The following is a 16,302-nucleotide window of genomic DNA, read 5'->3' on the forward strand; positions in this document are numbered from 1 at the left end:
AAGATTACTTCTTAACTAACTTTTGATCGGATTCTGTAAAGTTCTCTTCAATATCTTCTAATGATTTCTCAAAAATATCGATAAAGTCTTGTCCGTAAATATTACGCAGGATTGCAATCAGTTCGATATTTTCTGGGAACTTCCCATAAAAATTACGAAGTGCAAGAGCCCCATTAAACACTGAATTATTTTCAGGATCATACTCTTCCATTAAGCGAAGTAGTAATTCTTCCCCTTTGTCTGTAATTTCAATGTACGTATTTCGTTTATCATCTTCCTTTTTTGAGAATACAAGATAGCCGCGTTCTTCTAGCTTTTTAGAGAAGTTAAATGCCGTTGATACGTGCATAACTCCAAACTTAGCAATCTCAGAAATAGAAGCCCCTTTTAAATGATAAGCGATTGTTAAAATATGATGTTCATTAATATTTAAATCGTAAGGTTTAATCCACTGCTGCCAATCTTTCTCTACACATTTCCATAACGCTTTCGATAATTGAGCAATGCGTTGGCTGAAAATCATCGCTTCTTTTACCGAGTAATCTTTTTCTCCACTTTTCATTTACTCACCCACTTTAACATTCTTTTTCATTACTATCTATTATGCCAGTAAAATAAAAATTAATAAAGTCTTTTTGTAAGAATTGTGAAAATTTTTTAACAAAATGACATTCTATACAAATCATGCATAACTATGGAAGCGTTTTATGAGTCGTGAATACATGCGTTGTCCTTACATGTTAATTGATAACATATATTGTAAATGCATAAAAACACGGCATATCTATACGATATGCCGTGTCAAGGTCAATTTATATAAAAAATATTTGTTATATGCAAAAAACTAAGCAGGAATTTGTTTACGCTTTTTCTGGAACAGCTTCTTGCAGTTTCTCAATTGACTTTTGGATGTCCAAAATTTCTTTCTCAATATGGCGCTTGTTTTGAGAAATATCTTGTTTCCAATTAGAAAGAGTGTCTTGCATGTCATCTTTTAGTTCTTGAAACACTTCTTTACCTTCTGAAGCAGTTTCAACAATTTGACGCTTTAATAATTTCGTATCAGCTGTAATATCAGCTAAAGTCTTTTTAATATCATTTCCTTTTTCTTTTAACTTGCCGCGCATGTCTTTACCAGAAGAAGGAGTTGAGAAAAGAACGGCTAGTCCAGCAACTGCTCCGCCGCAAATAACACCTGTAATAAAGGATTTAGCTTTTGACATAAAAGGAGACCTCCTTATTTTTTGTTCGTATTCATGATGTGAAAAAATATGCATATCTTTCTTATATGTGCTATGCACAAACAATCATCCCTGAGCATTTTAGGTGAAGAAACAAGCCATGCGGAATTTGATGACTTCAGGGAAGTGGCTTGTTATGTATTACGCCTTCTTATAGTGTCATTATTTCACACTATTTGCAATTGTACTTGCGATGTTTTGTAAATTTTCCATAGTGTATTCATTTTGGTGTGATTTCCAAACAGCACCGAAACCATCTTTTTCACCGTAGCGTGGAATTAAATGAAGGTGGAAGTGGAACACAGTTTGTCCAGCTTTTTCACCGTTATTGTTAAGTAGGTTAAAGCCAACTGGATTAAACTCTGTTTTAATCGCATTTGCGATTTTTGGAACGACAGAAAAAATATGTGATGCGATTTCTGGCGTTAACGCAAAAATGTCTTGTTTGTGAACTTTCGGAATAACAAGAGTATGTCCTTTTGTTACTTGACTAATATCTAAAAATGCAAGCACATGTTCATCTTCGTATACTTTTGAGCAAGGGATTTGCCCGTCAATGATTTTACAAAAAATACAATTGTCTGCTGTATGATTCATTGATCTCATCCTTTCAAATATCCTTAGCCGTATTTTACCATAATTACATAAGAGAACAAACACGAAAAACAGGAAGCTGACTCAGCTTCCTGTTTTCTGAAGAGGGATTGAAAAAGCATTATCGTAATTTACGTTTCGCAGACACCTCATTTATTTAAGAAATGCACGGTAAATCGGCTAAAGTTTCTGCCGTAGACACCCCATTTTCAAGTGAAATGAATTGCAATCTTTTTTAAAATGAAATTGTTTATTTTTTAAAACAGTATATGCTCTTTCAGAGACACCCCGTTTCGAAAATGAAACAAATGATCTGGTTATGTGTAAATTTCATTGTCCAACTTGGACACCCCATTTCATGATGACTTCACTATGTTGTTGTACTCATCAATTGGTGGTTGCTTTTTCAATGTGTTCCTTCTTCAATAATTATGATGTCCGCTTTCGGGAAATTATATGCTAATAAATTTAAAAATTTTTTTTGAGTACATGGATACTATGTAGTACAGCATAATTTTTGGTAAGATGAATATAGAATGAATACTAATGAAGAAAGTGGTGTCGTATGAGCGAGTTATTGCGTGTAGAAAATGTTACAGGAGGATATACGAAACGACCTGTATTAAAAGACGTTTCGTTCTCTGTTAATAAAGGCGAACTTGTCGGCTTAATCGGTTTAAATGGAGCTGGTAAAAGTACGACGATTAAACATATTATCGGTTTAATGGAACCGAAAAAAGGAACTGTCACAATTAATGGGAAAACAATTCGTGATGATATGACAGCGTACCGTTCTAGCTTTTCATTTATTCCGGAAACGCCGGTATTATATGATGAATTAACGTTAGAAGAGCATTTGAAATTAACAGCTATGGCGTATGGCGTGGATGAAAAACAATATGAAGAACGTGTAGGACAACTACTACAAGAGTTTCGTATGAAAAATCGTTTAAAATGGTTTCCATCTCATTTCTCAAAAGGGATGAAACAAAAAGTAATGATTATGAGCGCATTTTTAGTGGAGCCATCTCTTTACATAGTAGATGAACCTTTCGTTGGATTAGATCCGTTAGCGATTCAATCCCTTCTTCAAATGATGGACCAAATGAAAAAGAGTGGTGCCGGTATTTTAATGAGCACACATATTTTAGCGACGGCAGAGCGTTATTGTGATTCGTTCATTATTTTGCATCAAGGTGAAGTAAGAGCGAAGGGAACGCTATCTGAACTGCAATCACAGTTTAATATGCCAGGTGCAACGTTAGATGATATTTACATCGCGCTAACAAAGGAAGAAGATTATGAATAGCACAGCGTTATGGAAAGAACGATTTCGTCACTTTCTAAAAGAAGTTCGTACATATAGTAAATACGTATTTAATGATCATTTGAAATTTATTTTCGTGTTCATCATCGGTGCGGGAGCGTATTATTACCAGCAATGGTTACAAACGTTAACAACTTCGTTTCCAACTGCGCTCGTAATGGCAGTATTAATTGGACTCGTGTTAACGGCTGGATCCATTCAAACATTATTAAAAGAAGCGGATCTCGTTTACTTACTGCCAGTTGAAGAAAAGTTAAAACCTTACTTCACAAAGGCATTTCTTTTTACATTTATGATTCAGTTATACATAATCGCAATCGTAGCAGCCGCGCTTGCTCCGTTATACTTCCAACAAATGAAGCAAACAGGAGCTGGCTACATATGGATCGTACTCGCATTTGTCATTGTAAAAGCGTGGAATTTATTTGTAGCGTGGGAAAAGTCATTTTTAACAGATCAAAATATACAAAGGGCTGATTGGTTTATTCGTTTTATCCTAAACGGTTTATTTGTATATTTCCTTGTAGAACGTACTTCAGTTCTTTTCATTGGTGGAATCGTCCTTCTCATGGTGTTATACCTTGCTATCATTCATCAAATGGTCAAAGGAAAGCCACTAAACTGGGAGTATTTAATTTCCGAAGAAGGCAAGAAGATGATGCTACTGTACCGCATTGCGAACATGTTCGTTGATGTACCAGCATTAAAAGAAAGAGTATCTCGCCGAAAATGGCTTGATTTCATTCTTTCGATAATCGGCGAAAAGCGTACATATTTATACTTATATACGAGAACATTTTTAAGATCAGGTAACTATTTTGGATTATATGTGCGCCTGCTCGCTCTAGGCGGAGTTATTCTTTACTTCATTCCGTTTTTATATGGACGATTTATCGTAAGCCTTATCTTCCTATACTTAATCGGTTATCAGCTATTAACTTTATGGAAACATCACCGCATGAAAATTTGGCTTGATTTGTACCCAGTAGGCGGAGAAGAGAAGAAGAAAGATTTTCTTACTTTATTAAATGCAATTCTTATTACAGGTAGCGTTATATTTACAATTATATTTGCACTAGCAACGAAAGATTTCATGATGACAGGAATTTTACTTATCGTAAGCATATTATTTAGTATCGGTTTCGTTTACCAATACGGGGCGAAGCGCATTGAGCGTTTAAATTGAAAGGAATGAACCTATGATTACATACGAAGAGAAGGTTATAAAAGAATTGGAGCAGTGGAAAGCTACATTCATGAAAGATTCTTCTATGATGACACGGTTCTCCAAAAAAGTGCAGACGAAGGTGCAACAGCTCATTCCGGCGAAAGTACAAAAGGTACTAACAGAGACGATTCGTATGATGGTGCAAACGATTAGCGCCGGGTCAAACTTTATAAAGCCGAAGCTAAAAGAGACGACATGGTCACTGCAAAGACGTGACGATGAAGTTCGTAAAAAAATGGATGAGTACAAAAAAATAGCAGCGGCAGAAGGAGCAGGGACTGGAGCTGGTGGTATTCTCCTCGGTCTTGCTGACTTTCCGCTTTTACTTACAATTAAAATTAAATTTTTATTCGATGCAGCGACATTGTACGGATTTGATACGAGTAAACAAGAAGAGCGTCTTTTTATCCTTCACGTTTTCCAACTTGCCTTTTCAAGTGACGATCACAGAAAAGAAATATGGAAAGCAATCGAAACGTGGGATACAGAAAAAGAAAATCATATGGACTGGGAAAAGTTCCAAACAGAGTACCGAGACTATATTGATTTAGCGAAAATGCTTCAGCTCGTCCCAGTAATCGGTGCCCCAGTCGGCGCATATGCGAACTATCAATTACTGCAAAGGCTTGGAGAAGTGACGATGAATTGCTATCGTATGCGATTGCTGAATAGGGATTAAAAACAAGGCGTCCTACATATGTAATGTAGGACGCCTTTTCTTAGAAGCTAAGTCCGATATAGCTAATTCCAACTATAATCAATACGATAAAAAGTACAATGATTAATGAAAATCCGCTCTTACCAGCTTGTCCCGCTTCACCGCCGCCATTACCACCACTACCGCCATTACCACCAAGTCCCATATGATATCCTCCTTATTGTTATATGTTGCTTTTACTTTATAACTTTCTGTATTTTCCAATAAATACCTTCTGTAGTGCTAACTAAATTGAAAATCATTTCGTTTTGTTTTATAATTTACTTACCGACCGGTAAGTAAAAATAAGTGAGGTACAGTATGACGAAGAATTTACAAACATCGCAGAACATTGTAGAGGCATCATTTAAACTTATGGCAGAACACGGCATTGAGAAGATGAGTCTTTCCATGATTGCGAAAGAGGTAGGTATTTCAAAACCGGCTATTTACTATCATTTTTCTTCTAAAGAAGCGTTAGTTGATTTTTTATTTGAAGAGATTTTTTCTGATTATCATTTTACAAAGTACTTTAATGAAGAGCGGTATACGAAAGAAAACTTTGCAGAAAAGCTAATCGCAGATGGTTTACATATGCTCTCTGAGTATGAAGGGCAAGAAGGAATACTACGCGTTATCAATGAATTTATCGTAACTGCATCACGAAATGAAAAGTATCAGAAACGTTTATTTGAAATACAAGAGGATTTTTTGCATGGTTTCCACGATTTATTGAAGAAAGGCGCGAGACTGGGCGTTGTGTCACAACATGAAACGGAAGAAAATGCTCATACGCTAGCGCTCGTGATCGATAATATGAGCAACTATATGCTCATGGGATTCCAGTTAAAGTATAAAGAAATTTGGATTCGAAATGTGAAAAACGTAATGAAGGAGGAGTAAAAATGAAAATGCAAAAAAACTGGTGGCTCGGTTTTCTTGGATTTATTGGGGTTTATAAAATACCAGGTATGATTGAAGCTTTTCAAGCGGATGGAAATTGGATGAAGTTAATCGGTTTCATTTGGCTACTTTGGTTCGGATATTTTATTCCTGAGAAGAAAGAAGATTAAATTCCAATTTTCTGTAAAGTTACGTAAAATATAGATTGAGAGTATTCATATATTAGATTACTAGATTTGGAGTGGTTACATGGATCCATTGAAAAATGAAATTCACCCTGACATGGTCAAGGTGTGGAAAGCGCGTTCTTTAATTGAGCTAGGAATCAGTATTATAGTCATTTTTGCATATCTTTTCTTTATGATTAAGTTTAATTGGTGGGCTTGGATTTTCTATGTGCTCATCGGATTAACAATCGTATATACACCGTTTGATTACTTTACGTTTCCGAAACTACGTCAACGTTATTACAGCTACCAACTAAATGAAGAAGAACTTGAAATTCAGCATGGCCTTTTCGTTGTTAAGCGCGTATTAGTGCCGATGATTCGTGTACAGCACGTAACGATTGAACAAGGGCCAATTATGAGAAAATACGGATTAGCAGAATTACACATTTCAACAGCAGCAACTTCTCATAGCATCCCAGGTTTAACGATGTATGAAGCTGAAATGTTGAAAACGAAAATCGCAGAATTAGCGAAAGTGAGTGATGAGGATGTATAAAAGGCAGCATCCAATCACGATGTTATTAGAGTTAAAAATAACAGACTTTATACCACTCATTATTTTCATGTTTAGCTTAAACGGAAAGTTCCCGTTTTGGTATTTAATTCCCGCTGCATTCGGTTTACTCACCGTCTTTTCAGCGTTTGAAAAATGGTATTACACAACATACTGGGTTGAAAATAACGTATTACATGTGAAACAAGGTCTCTTTGTGAAAAAGGAGAGCTACTTAAATAAAGAACGTGTTCAAACGATTAATACAAGTTCTAACGTACTATATCAAATGCTCGGTTTGAAAAAAATTCAGATTGAAACAGCTGGCGGAGGCGATGAAGCAGAAGTTAGCTTAGCTGGAATTACGGTAGAAGAAGCGACAGAGCTTATCGCAATGTTAAATGAGTCGGCTTCAGAATTGAAAGTAGAAAAAACATTAGAAGAAGTAGAAGTAAAAGAAATTATTACAGAGGAAAAACAAGCGAGAGAATACAAATTAACGTGGAAAGAGATTTTAATAGCCTCTGTTACATCTGGTCAATTTGGATTATTATTCTCATTAATCTTTTTTGTGTATCACCAAGTAGATGAGTACATTCCGAAATGGATAGAGAATAGCGTAAAGTCGTATGTAATGGAACATGATATATATGGCTGGATTTTGATGATAGCTATTTTGCTCGTCCTTTCGTGGATTATATCGACAATTGGTTATGCGCTAAAACATGGAGATTTCACAGTGAATCGAAGAAATGACGAAGTCCGTATTTCGCAAGGATTACTGGAGAAAAAAGAACTCGTACTAAAATTGCACCGTATTCAAGGGATTACGATAAAAGAAGGTATTTTACGCCAACCGTTCGGTTATTGTGCTGTGCAAGTAGAAGTCATTCAAAGTAAGGGAACGGGTGACGAAAAAGAAAAAGTTACACTGCATCCTATCATTCGAAAAGATCGAGTGCAACAGTTACTCGCGCATTTACAATTACCATACGAACTGAATGCAAATATTACTTCGTTACCAAAAGCAGCATTGCGCCGCTATCTCATTGATAGTTTCATCTTTTTCGCTATGCTCGCAATCCCGCTTACTGGAATAGGCATATACTTTGAAAAGTATTACATCATGTGGGCATTACTACCGCTCGCAATCCTTATCTTTACACTTGGATACGCAACATTTAAAACAAATGGTTACAGTGTTAACGGAGAACAAATTACACTTGTCTATCGTAGCGTCGGAAAATATACAGGACTTATTAGAAGAAGACATGTCCAATCAATGGAGAAGACACAATCATATTTCCAGCGCCGTGCGGATTTATGTACGTATAAGTTTTCGAGTGCATCATCTAGTTATAAAATAGAGCATACGAGAGTAGAAGATGCGGAGAGAATGCAGGATTGGTATAAGAATAAAATAAATGAGATGTAACTTGAGAAAGCTTGCCTATTATGAAAGGCAGGCTTTTTTGTTATAGGGAAAAGAGTCGTTTAATCCATATATTAGTACAACTACAGCACACATGTATCAATACGTATGAAAAAAGGTAATATGCTTCTGTTTTAGGAAAATATGTGGGATTTTTGATATAAATGGTATAATAAAATGGAAATAGTATTAGGAGGTTATATATGATAAGTCAGTTGAAAAGAGAAGCACTTGATGCATTAAAAGGAAGATGGGGACTAGCGGTAGGGGCAACCTTATTAATTGGAATCCTTATTGGAGCTGTTGAAATGCTAACAACAGGTATTTTCTCGATATTTTGGGGTTGGGAAGAAGCAAGTGATTCACTTACAGTAAGTATTATAGTAATGCTTGTTATTGGTCCATTAACAATAGGTGCCTATTATCTTGTTTTAAATGCAATTCGTGGGACTGATGCTCGCATTGGTCATATATTTAGATGGTTTAGCGATGGAAGTAAGTTGATGAAGTCGTTTTTAACATATTTACTAATGTATGTATACTTGACTCTATGGACATTACTTCTTATTATTCCAGGTATTATTAAATCATTTTCTTATTCTATGACATATTTTATTTTGAATGATCATCCAGAATATACAGCGAATCAAGCGATTACTGAGAGTCGTCATATGATGAATGGACATAAAATGGATTACTTTTTACTATGCTTAAGTTTCTTAGGTTGGTTCATTTTAAGTATTCTTACTGTAGGAATCGGTTTCTTATGGTTAGCACCTTATTTCTACGCGACATCAGCCGCATTTTATGAAGAGATTTCAAAAGAATATTATAGAAAAGAAGGCACTACTTTCTAATAAAACATATAAACTATCTACCCTAAAGAATGTAGGGAGCAGATAGCAGATGGTTTAGGTGTTTTGATATTTGTCCTATTTTCGGGATTCACTTCAGGATAAGGTATAGATTTTTATATAGAAATGCTACCCTCTATGTTTTATCATAGAGGGTTATTTTTTTATGTAAAAATGATAGGAAATAATGAATAATATATGTAAAGAAAAAAGCGAGGTGAATGAGAGTGAGCAAATTTTTAATACCGTATTCATTTTCTATATTAAGTTTCTTTATTTCAGCAACAGCACTTGATTTATATGATAGGATGGGAAACGATAGTGAGCTGGTTTCGCCGAACATAATTGGAAAGATAATTCAATCTACTGCGCAAATGGGAGTCCTTACATTGTATTTCGGAGTACCTATTATTCTAGGTGGCTGTCTACTTGGTGAGCTATTGTTTAGAGGTATCATTTTACGATTTAAACTAAGCTATATTATATCTTTATTATTATATCTATTTTTAGCTTTTAGTATTGTTTTCGTAACCGTAGGCATTCCAACTACATATGAAGATTCTAATACATTTTTCATGGGGATAACTATGATTTGTGCTGTTACATTCTTTGTGAGTCGGAATATATGGGAAAACAAGTTAATAATGGAGTGACAAAATGAAATACACCTGTCCATGTTGCGGATATAAAGTTTCACTTTATTGGATCAGTTAGAAAACCGACTAGTGAAGATGTGAAGGATGCTAGTTGGCAGCGAATTTGTTAAGTAGAATGTTATTACTCAATTTAATGGGAGTAATAACATTTTTTATTTAGTACTGAAAGAATTACTGCTGTCTTAAAGTAATAAGAAGGAATAAATCGGTAAATTTTATTAATGGATATATTTTCAATAAATACAAAAGTATAGATGTATAGTCAGCTTTGTGTATTTAATGTTATCATATTGAATGATATGGAAATTTTTAATAGAATAAGTAACTAAAAATTCAAAGGTAATGAAGCTTTTGTTGTATAAAGAAAATACTTAGTAGTAATCAACAATATTAAAAATAAGATTCGTATTTATATAAATTTAGTAGAAATGGGGTTTTAAAAAGGAATGAGTATAAGCATAACGCGGCAAAAGATTTTGGCGGCCGCTTCTCAAATTGTGCAATGTAAAGGGGTTGCTAAATTAACCTTAGAAGCAGTGGCAAAAGAGGCGGGTGTAAGTAAAGGTGGATTATTGTATCACTTTTCAAATAAAGAAGCTTTAATAGAAGGTATGATAGTCAGAGGGGTAGAGGATTATGAGGGAGCCATTTACAATAAAGTAGCGGAAGACGCAGAGAAGAAAGGGAGATGGGTTCGCTCTTTTGTAGAGGAAAGATTAAATAATGAGAGAAGAACAGAAGAGTTATCTAGTAGTATGATGGCAGCATTCATGTTAAAACCTGAATTACTTGAGCCATTACAACAATCATTTCAGCAACTGCAAAAGAATATAGAAAACGATGAGATAGATGCAGTTTGTGCAACAATTATTAGATTAGCAGCAGATGGATTATGGTATTCGGAATATTTAGGGGTTGGAAGACTAAGCCCTGAGTTAAGAGAAAAAGTGATTCAAGCTCTTATTAGGAATTCATATAAATAGAATATACGAACTATAGAATGTAAAAATAATTCACCGTTGCTTCTTTAATGTAGTGGTGAATTATTTTTTTTATTAGAAAAATAGAACAATTTTATAGAGTATTGAATTATAACCGTCCAGACGGTATAGTAATATTTGGTTTAAGAGGAAAATGAAACAAAAAAAGAATAAAAGATATTTTTAGCACACTATTCGAAAGGATAGGCCGCAAAGCTTAGAGTCTACGGTAATACATATTGGTTACTAAGATCGTCTGGTTGCACATTTTTGATGCAACCGGACGGTCTTTTTTTGTTATATAAATATAAAAAATAGGAGGGAACTATGCAAATGAAAAGTACTAAAAGACATATTTCAATGGTTTCATTAGTTTTTCTAGTATTATTTTCAGTGCTGAATGTGTGGGCTCCAGTTATTCAAGCTGCTGTGATGAAAAGTCCAGTGGACGAAATTAATATTTCCCGTACTGATGGCACGACATCTGAACCGTATCAAGCCTCAGATGGTATGAAAGTAGAAGTGAAGTGGTCAGCTAAAGAAAAAATAAAAAGTGGAGATCAATTCACAATTGATATGCCAAAAGAGTTTCGAAAAGACCTTATGAATATGAGTTTTCCTTTAAAAGATACTGAAGGAAAAATAGTTGGTACATGTGAGATGAAAAAGGGTCTATTAACGTGTACTATGGGGGATTACGTAGAAGGAAAGAATAACATTAAAGGTTCTTTATTCGTAGAATTCTACTTTGGTCTAGAAGCATATGATGGTGTTAAAGAAATTCCATTAGAATTTAACGTTGATGGTCAAATCGTCAATAAAGAAGTAAATGTAAGTAATACGACAGAGAGACCGAAGCCACAGCCCAATACAGATAATCTATTGAAATGGGGTTCTTATAATCAAGAAGATCCTTCGATTGCTGATTGGCTTGTATATGTAAATGCAACTGGAACAGAAATGCAAGATCTTAAATTAACAGATACATTAGGACCTGGGCATGAGTTAATTACAGACAGCGTAGTATTAGAAGAGGCTGTATTTGAAGATGGTTATGCACCAACAAATATTAAGCCAGCAGATTTATCTAACATTAAAATTAATGCAACAAAGGCTGGATTTACAATTGAGTTTCCAGACAGTTCAAAAGGTTATATTTTAAGATATAAAACAAAGATTACTAATCCTTCTGCAAAGCCTCATAAAAATACTGTGAAATTAGAAGGTAAAAATATTAAAACTGAAGAAAAAGTAGGACAAGTATTCGTAAGTGGTGGAGGGGGAACCGGTTCAGGTGACGATAATCCACCTAGTATTGAAAAAAATATAGTTGATGAGAATGGCAAGCTTGTAGAGAATGAGCAGCTAACACAAATGGATCAAGTGATTCAATACCAAGTTGGTACACATATACCAAACGATCCTCCTAAATACACATCAATGGTAATTCGTGATGATTTAGAAGATGTTTTAGAAGTATTAGAGGCAAAAGTATATGATCAAAATGGCCAAGATATTACTTCTAAAGGGACGTTAAAGATAGATAAGCAAAGAAGTGAAGTAACATTTACGTTTGGTGAGAATTTTGACTATAAGTCATATGAAGACCAGATAATTAATCTTAGTATCAAGGCGAAAATTAAAAATAATGCAGACTTATCTTCTTACGTAGATAAGAAGATTCCTAATAAAGCGGAATTACATTTTGATGATAAAACATTAACATCAAAAGAAGTAACTATTACGCCGCCTGAAGCTCCAAAAGACGGTACAGTATCGATTCATAAAATAGATTCTGAGAATCTGAACAAAGGGTTAAAAGGTGCCGAATTTGAAGTTCGAAATAGTGCAAATGAAGTTGTTGCAAAACTGAAAACGGACGAAAAAGGTTTTTCAGTACCTCAAACTTTAGCTCCTGGGACGTATAAAGTTTATGAAACAGTAGCACCAGAAGGATATCAAAAATTAACAAGTCCAGTAGAGGTTACACTTCAAGCTGGAGAAACAAAAACAATTGAAATTAAAAATACTATGCAAAAGGGTCAAATTGAAGTAAAGAAAATTGATTCGGAAAATGGTGAGAAACCATTAGCAAATGCAGAGTTTGATATAGTAAAAGACGGTGTAGTAGTCGAACATATTGTTACAGATAAAGATGGTAAGGCAATCTCTAAACCGTTAGCACCAGGAAAATATATTTTAAAAGAAACGAAAGCGCCTGAAGGCTACCAATTAAAAGAAACAGAGTTCGAAGTAAATGTAACAGGGGACGGCATATTCCCAATACAAGTGGAAAATGCAATGGTAGACAAAGGTAATATAGAAATTACAAAAGTGGACAAAGAAAACGGGGCAGTATTAGCGGGTGTCGAATTTGAAGTCCAAGATGAGAAAGATGAAGTAGTAAGAAAAGTAGTAACAGATAAAGATGGAAAAGCAAATGTTTCAGATCTATCAGTAGGAAAGTACAAATTAGTAGAGGCGAAAAGCTTACCGGGTTATAAAAAGCTAACAGAACCAGTACCATTTGAAATAAAAAAAGGTATGACAAAAGCTTTAGCAATAAAAGTAGAAAATGAGCAGTTAGACAAAGGCTCAGTAGAAATTACAAAAATAGATAAAGATAGTCAAAAAGTATTAGAAGGCGTAGTCTTCGAAGTGCAAGATGAGCAAGGCAAAGTAGTAACAGAAGTAAAAACAGATAAAGATGGTAAAGCAAAAATCTCTGATTTATCAGTAGGGAATTACAAATTAGTAGAGACGAAAAGTTTACCAGGCTACAAAAAGCTAACAGATTCAGTATCATTCGAAATTACAAAAGGTATGACAACAGTCCTATCGTTGAAAGTAGAAAATGAACAGTTAGATAAAGGTTCAGTAGAAATTACAAAAATAGATAAAGACAGCAAAAAAGCATTAAAAGGCGTAGTCTTTGAAGTGCAAGATGAAGCTGGAACAGTAGTAAAGGAAGTAAAAACAGATAAAGATGGTAAAGCAAAAATCTCAGATCTATCAGTAGGAAAGTACAAATTAGTAGAGAAAGAAAGTTTACCAGGCTATAAGAAATTAACAGAGCCAGTATCGTTTGAAATTACAAAAGGTATGACCGAGATCTTATCATTAAAAATAGAAAATGAAATGGTAGATACGGGAAATATAGAGATAACAAAGATAGATAAAGATAATAAAGCACCGTTAGCGGGAGTAACATTCATCGTACAAGATGAAAAGGGTAAGGAAGTTACGAAAGTAACGACAGATAAAGAAGGAAAAGCAAATGTTTCAGATTTACCTGTAGGAAAGTATGAATTAGTAGAGGTAGAAAGTTTACCTGGTTATAAAAAGTTAGAAAAACCAGTATCATTTGAAATTAAAAAAGGCATGACTGAGGTTCTATCATTAAAAGTAGAAAATGAAATGGTGGATACAGGGAATGTAGAGATAACAAAAATAGATAAAAATAGTAAAGCTCCATTAGAAAATGTTGTATTTGAAGTACGTGATTCAAAAGGAAAAGTAGTTGCGAAAGTAAAAACGGATAAAGAAGGAAAAGCAAACGTTTCAGATTTATCTATTGGAAAGTATGAGTTGGTAGAAGTAGAAACACCGGCAGGATACAAACCACTAGAAAAGCCAATTTCATTCGAAATTGAAAAGGGTAGAGTAACAGCATTACAATTGACTGTAGAAAATGAATTAGTGGATACAGGAAATGTAGAAATTACAAAAGTAGATAAAGAAAATAAAGATGCTTTAGCTGATGCAGTCTTTGAAATTCAAGATGAAGCAGGACAAGTAGTCGCTAAAATAACGACAGATAAAAAAGGACAAGCACAAGTTACTAATTTATCAGTCGGCACATACAAGTTAGTAGAAGTAAAGGCACCAAAAGGGTATAAACAATTAGTAGATCCGATTACTTTCCAAATTGAAAAAGGCATGACAAAATCTCTTGCTTTAACAGTAGAAAACGAAATGTTAGACAAGGGAAATGTGGAAGTAACAAAAGTAGATAAAGATAGTCAAAAAGCATTAGAAGGCGTAGTCTTCGAAGTACAAGATGAGCAAGGAAAAGTAGTAACAGAAGTAAAAACAGATAAAAATGGTAAAGCAAAAATCTCAGACTTATCTGTAGGAAAGTACAAATTAGTAGAGAAAGAAAGCTTACCAGGCTACAAAAAGCTAACAGAGCCAGTATCATTCGAAATTAAAAAGGGTATGACAGAAGTCTTATCATTAAAAGTAGAGAATGAACAGTTAGACAAAGGTTCAGTAGAAATCACAAAAGTAGATAAAGATAGTCAAAAAGTATTAGAAGGCGTAGTCTTCGAAGTACAAGACGACAAAGGCAAAGTAGTAACAGAAGTACAAACAGATAAAAATGGTAAAGCAAAAATCTCAGACTTATCTGTAGGAAAGTACAAATTAGTAGAGAAAGAAAGCTTACCAGGTTACAAACAATTAACAGAACCAGTATCGTTTGAAATTACAAAAGGTATGACAGAAGTTCTATCATTAAAAATAGAAAATGAAATGGTAGATACGGGAAATGTAGAAATTACAAAAATAGATAAAGATAATAAGGCACCGTTAGCAGGTGTAGTCTTTGAAGTACAAGACGACAAAGGCAAGGTAGTAACGAAAGTAACGACAGATAAAGCTGGAAAAGCAACAGTTTCAGATTTATCAGTAGGAAAGTACAAGCTAGTAGAAGTAGAGAGTTTACCAGGCTACAAAAAATTAGAAAAGCCTGTACCATTTGAAATTACAAAAGGTATGACAAAATCTTTAGCGTTCACTGTAGAAAATGAAATGGTAGATACGGGGAATGTAGAAATCACAAAAATAGATAAAGACAGTAAAGCACCATTAGAAAATGTTGTATTTGAAGTACGTGACTCAAAAGGCAAAGTAGTTGCGAAAGTAACGACGGATAAAGAAGGAAAAGCAAACGTTTCAGATCTATCAGTAGGAAAATACAAATTAGTAGAGACGAAGAGCTTACCAGGTTACAAAAAGTTAACGGAACCAGTATCATTCGAAATTACAAAAGGTATGACAAAAGTCTTATCATTGAAAGTAGAGAACGAACAGTTAGACAAAGGTTCAGTGGAGATTACAAAAATGGCCGCTGAAAGCAAGGAAGTCTTATCAGGAGCTGTGTTTGAAGTTCATGATGAAAAGGGAAAAGTAGTAGTGAAAGTAACAACAGATAAAGATGGAAAGGCAAAAATCACAGATTTATCTGTAGGTAACTACACACTAGTAGAAGTAGAAGCACCAAAGGGATATGAAAAATTAACTAATCCAATTCCATTTGAAATTACAAATGGAATGATAAATGCAGTTCAATTAGAAGTATTAAACAAATTGAATCATTTAGCACCACCAGGCCCAGAAACACCAGATCCAGAAAAGCCTGGAACACCAGATCCAGAAAAGCCTGGAACACCGAATCCAGAAAAGCCTGGAACACCGAATCCAGAAAAGCCTGGAACACCAGATCCAGAGAAACCTGGAACACCAAATCCGGAAAAGCCTGAAAAAGAATTACCGAAGACAGGGCAGAAAATGCCTGTGGAACCATATATGGGAGCACTTCTTGTAATGATGAGTTTTGGGTTACTCGTATTAGGTAGAAAACAGCAGAGATAATAAAGGTGAAAA

At 34.5% G+C, this 16,302-nt stretch carries 15 protein-coding genes and 1 riboswitch; of the genes, 11 read left to right on the top strand and 4 right to left on the bottom strand.

Translation table 11 applies throughout. The features are described 5' to 3' along the window. Positions 1 to 4: 4 nt before the first annotated feature. The 3 genes from GD442_RS05215 to GD442_RS05225 form a co-directional block, all read right to left on the bottom strand. Entirely contained in the window at positions 5 to 562 is a 558-nt protein-coding gene (locus tag GD442_RS05215) for an HTH-type transcriptional regulator Hpr (protein WP_000834924.1), read from the bottom strand. A 298-nt stretch (positions 563 to 860) separates the two neighbouring features. Then, positions 861 to 1,223 carry a YtxH domain-containing protein gene (locus tag GD442_RS05220; protein WP_000030302.1) on the bottom strand — a complete coding sequence of 121 codons (363 nt, stop codon included), beginning with the start codon at positions 1,221 to 1,223 and terminating at the stop codon, positions 861 to 863. Between the two features lie 180 nt (positions 1,224 to 1,403). Next, entirely contained in the window at positions 1,404 to 1,838 is a 435-nt protein-coding gene (locus GD442_RS05225; protein WP_001016841.1) for an HIT family protein, read from the bottom strand. A 562-nt stretch (positions 1,839 to 2,400) separates the two neighbouring features. Here GD442_RS05225 and ecsA point away from each other — a divergent pair. From ecsA to ecsC, 3 genes are read left to right on the top strand one after another with little or no spacing between them, the layout of a single operon-like run. Beyond that, positions 2,401 to 3,144 (top strand): ABC transporter ATP-binding protein EcsA, encoded by a 744-nt coding sequence (gene ecsA / locus GD442_RS05230; RefSeq protein ID WP_001292603.1) that lies wholly within the window; start codon positions 2,401 to 2,403, stop codon positions 3,142 to 3,144. Then, entirely contained in the window at positions 3,137 to 4,348 is a 1,212-nt protein-coding gene (gene ecsB, locus GD442_RS05235; RefSeq protein ID WP_001089130.1) for an ABC transporter permease EcsB, read from the top strand. Before ecsA ends, ecsB begins: the two co-directional genes overlap by 8 nt. Positions 4,349 to 4,361: 13 nt before the next feature. Beyond that, positions 4,362 to 5,069 (top strand): ecs operon protein EcsC, encoded by a 708-nt coding sequence (ecsC, locus tag GD442_RS05240; protein WP_000634142.1) that lies wholly within the window; start codon positions 4,362 to 4,364, stop codon positions 5,067 to 5,069. A 40-nt stretch (positions 5,070 to 5,109) separates the two neighbouring features. On the opposite strand, the gene GD442_RS05245 is transcribed toward ecsC, so the two are convergent. Further along, positions 5,110 to 5,253, bottom strand: a complete 144-nt coding sequence (locus GD442_RS05245; protein WP_000522759.1) for a YjcZ family sporulation protein — start codon at positions 5,251 to 5,253, stop codon at positions 5,110 to 5,112. A gap of 155 nt (positions 5,254 to 5,408) precedes the next feature. Here GD442_RS05245 and GD442_RS05250 point away from each other — a divergent pair, with 155 nt between their 5' ends. From GD442_RS05250 to GD442_RS05280, 8 genes are all read left to right on the top strand, one after another. Further along, a complete protein-coding gene (locus tag GD442_RS05250; RefSeq protein ID WP_000164838.1) occupies positions 5,409 to 5,990 on the top strand; it encodes a TetR/AcrR family transcriptional regulator in 582 nt (193 codons plus the stop codon). 2 nt (positions 5,991 to 5,992) lie between these two features. Beyond that, positions 5,993 to 6,160: a hypothetical protein gene (locus GD442_RS27635; RefSeq protein WP_000783813.1), complete on the top strand. Its 168-nt coding sequence runs from the start codon at positions 5,993 to 5,995 to the stop codon at positions 6,158 to 6,160. Between the two features lie 79 nt (positions 6,161 to 6,239). After that, the gene (locus GD442_RS05255; protein WP_000371345.1) at positions 6,240 to 6,716 is read left to right on the top strand and encodes a PH domain-containing protein; all 477 of its coding nucleotides are present in this window, start codon (positions 6,240 to 6,242) and stop codon (positions 6,714 to 6,716) included. Next, on the top strand, positions 6,709 to 8,148 hold the full coding sequence (locus GD442_RS05260; RefSeq protein ID WP_000278224.1) for a PH domain-containing protein: 1,440 nt from the start codon (positions 6,709 to 6,711) through the stop codon (positions 8,146 to 8,148). Before GD442_RS05255 ends, GD442_RS05260 begins: the two co-directional genes overlap by 8 nt. A 200-nt stretch (positions 8,149 to 8,348) precedes the next feature. Then, positions 8,349 to 9,002 (top strand): DUF975 family protein, encoded by a 654-nt coding sequence (locus GD442_RS05265; protein ID WP_000625401.1) that lies wholly within the window; start codon positions 8,349 to 8,351, stop codon positions 9,000 to 9,002. A 224-nt stretch (positions 9,003 to 9,226) separates the two neighbouring features. Beyond that, positions 9,227 to 9,652, top strand: a complete 426-nt coding sequence (locus GD442_RS05270) for a hypothetical protein (RefSeq protein ID WP_002098741.1) — start codon at positions 9,227 to 9,229, stop codon at positions 9,650 to 9,652. A 449-nt stretch (positions 9,653 to 10,101) separates the two neighbouring features. Further along, on the top strand, positions 10,102 to 10,638 hold the full coding sequence (locus GD442_RS05275) for a TetR/AcrR family transcriptional regulator (RefSeq protein WP_000028016.1): 537 nt from the start codon (positions 10,102 to 10,104) through the stop codon (positions 10,636 to 10,638). A 172-nt stretch (positions 10,639 to 10,810) separates the two neighbouring features. Then, a riboswitch (cyclic di-GMP riboswitch) is annotated at positions 10,811 to 10,903 on the top strand. Positions 10,904 to 10,962: 59 nt separating this feature from the next. After that, entirely contained in the window at positions 10,963 to 16,290 is a 5,328-nt protein-coding gene (locus tag GD442_RS05280) for a SpaA isopeptide-forming pilin-related protein (RefSeq protein ID WP_159365056.1), read from the top strand. Positions 16,291 to 16,302: the final 12 nt, after the last annotated feature.

The sequence above is a fragment of the Bacillus sp. A260 genome (assembly GCF_009861435.1).
In the GTDB taxonomy this organism is placed as follows: domain Bacteria; phylum Bacillota; class Bacilli; order Bacillales; family Bacillaceae_G; genus Bacillus_A; species Bacillus_A cereus.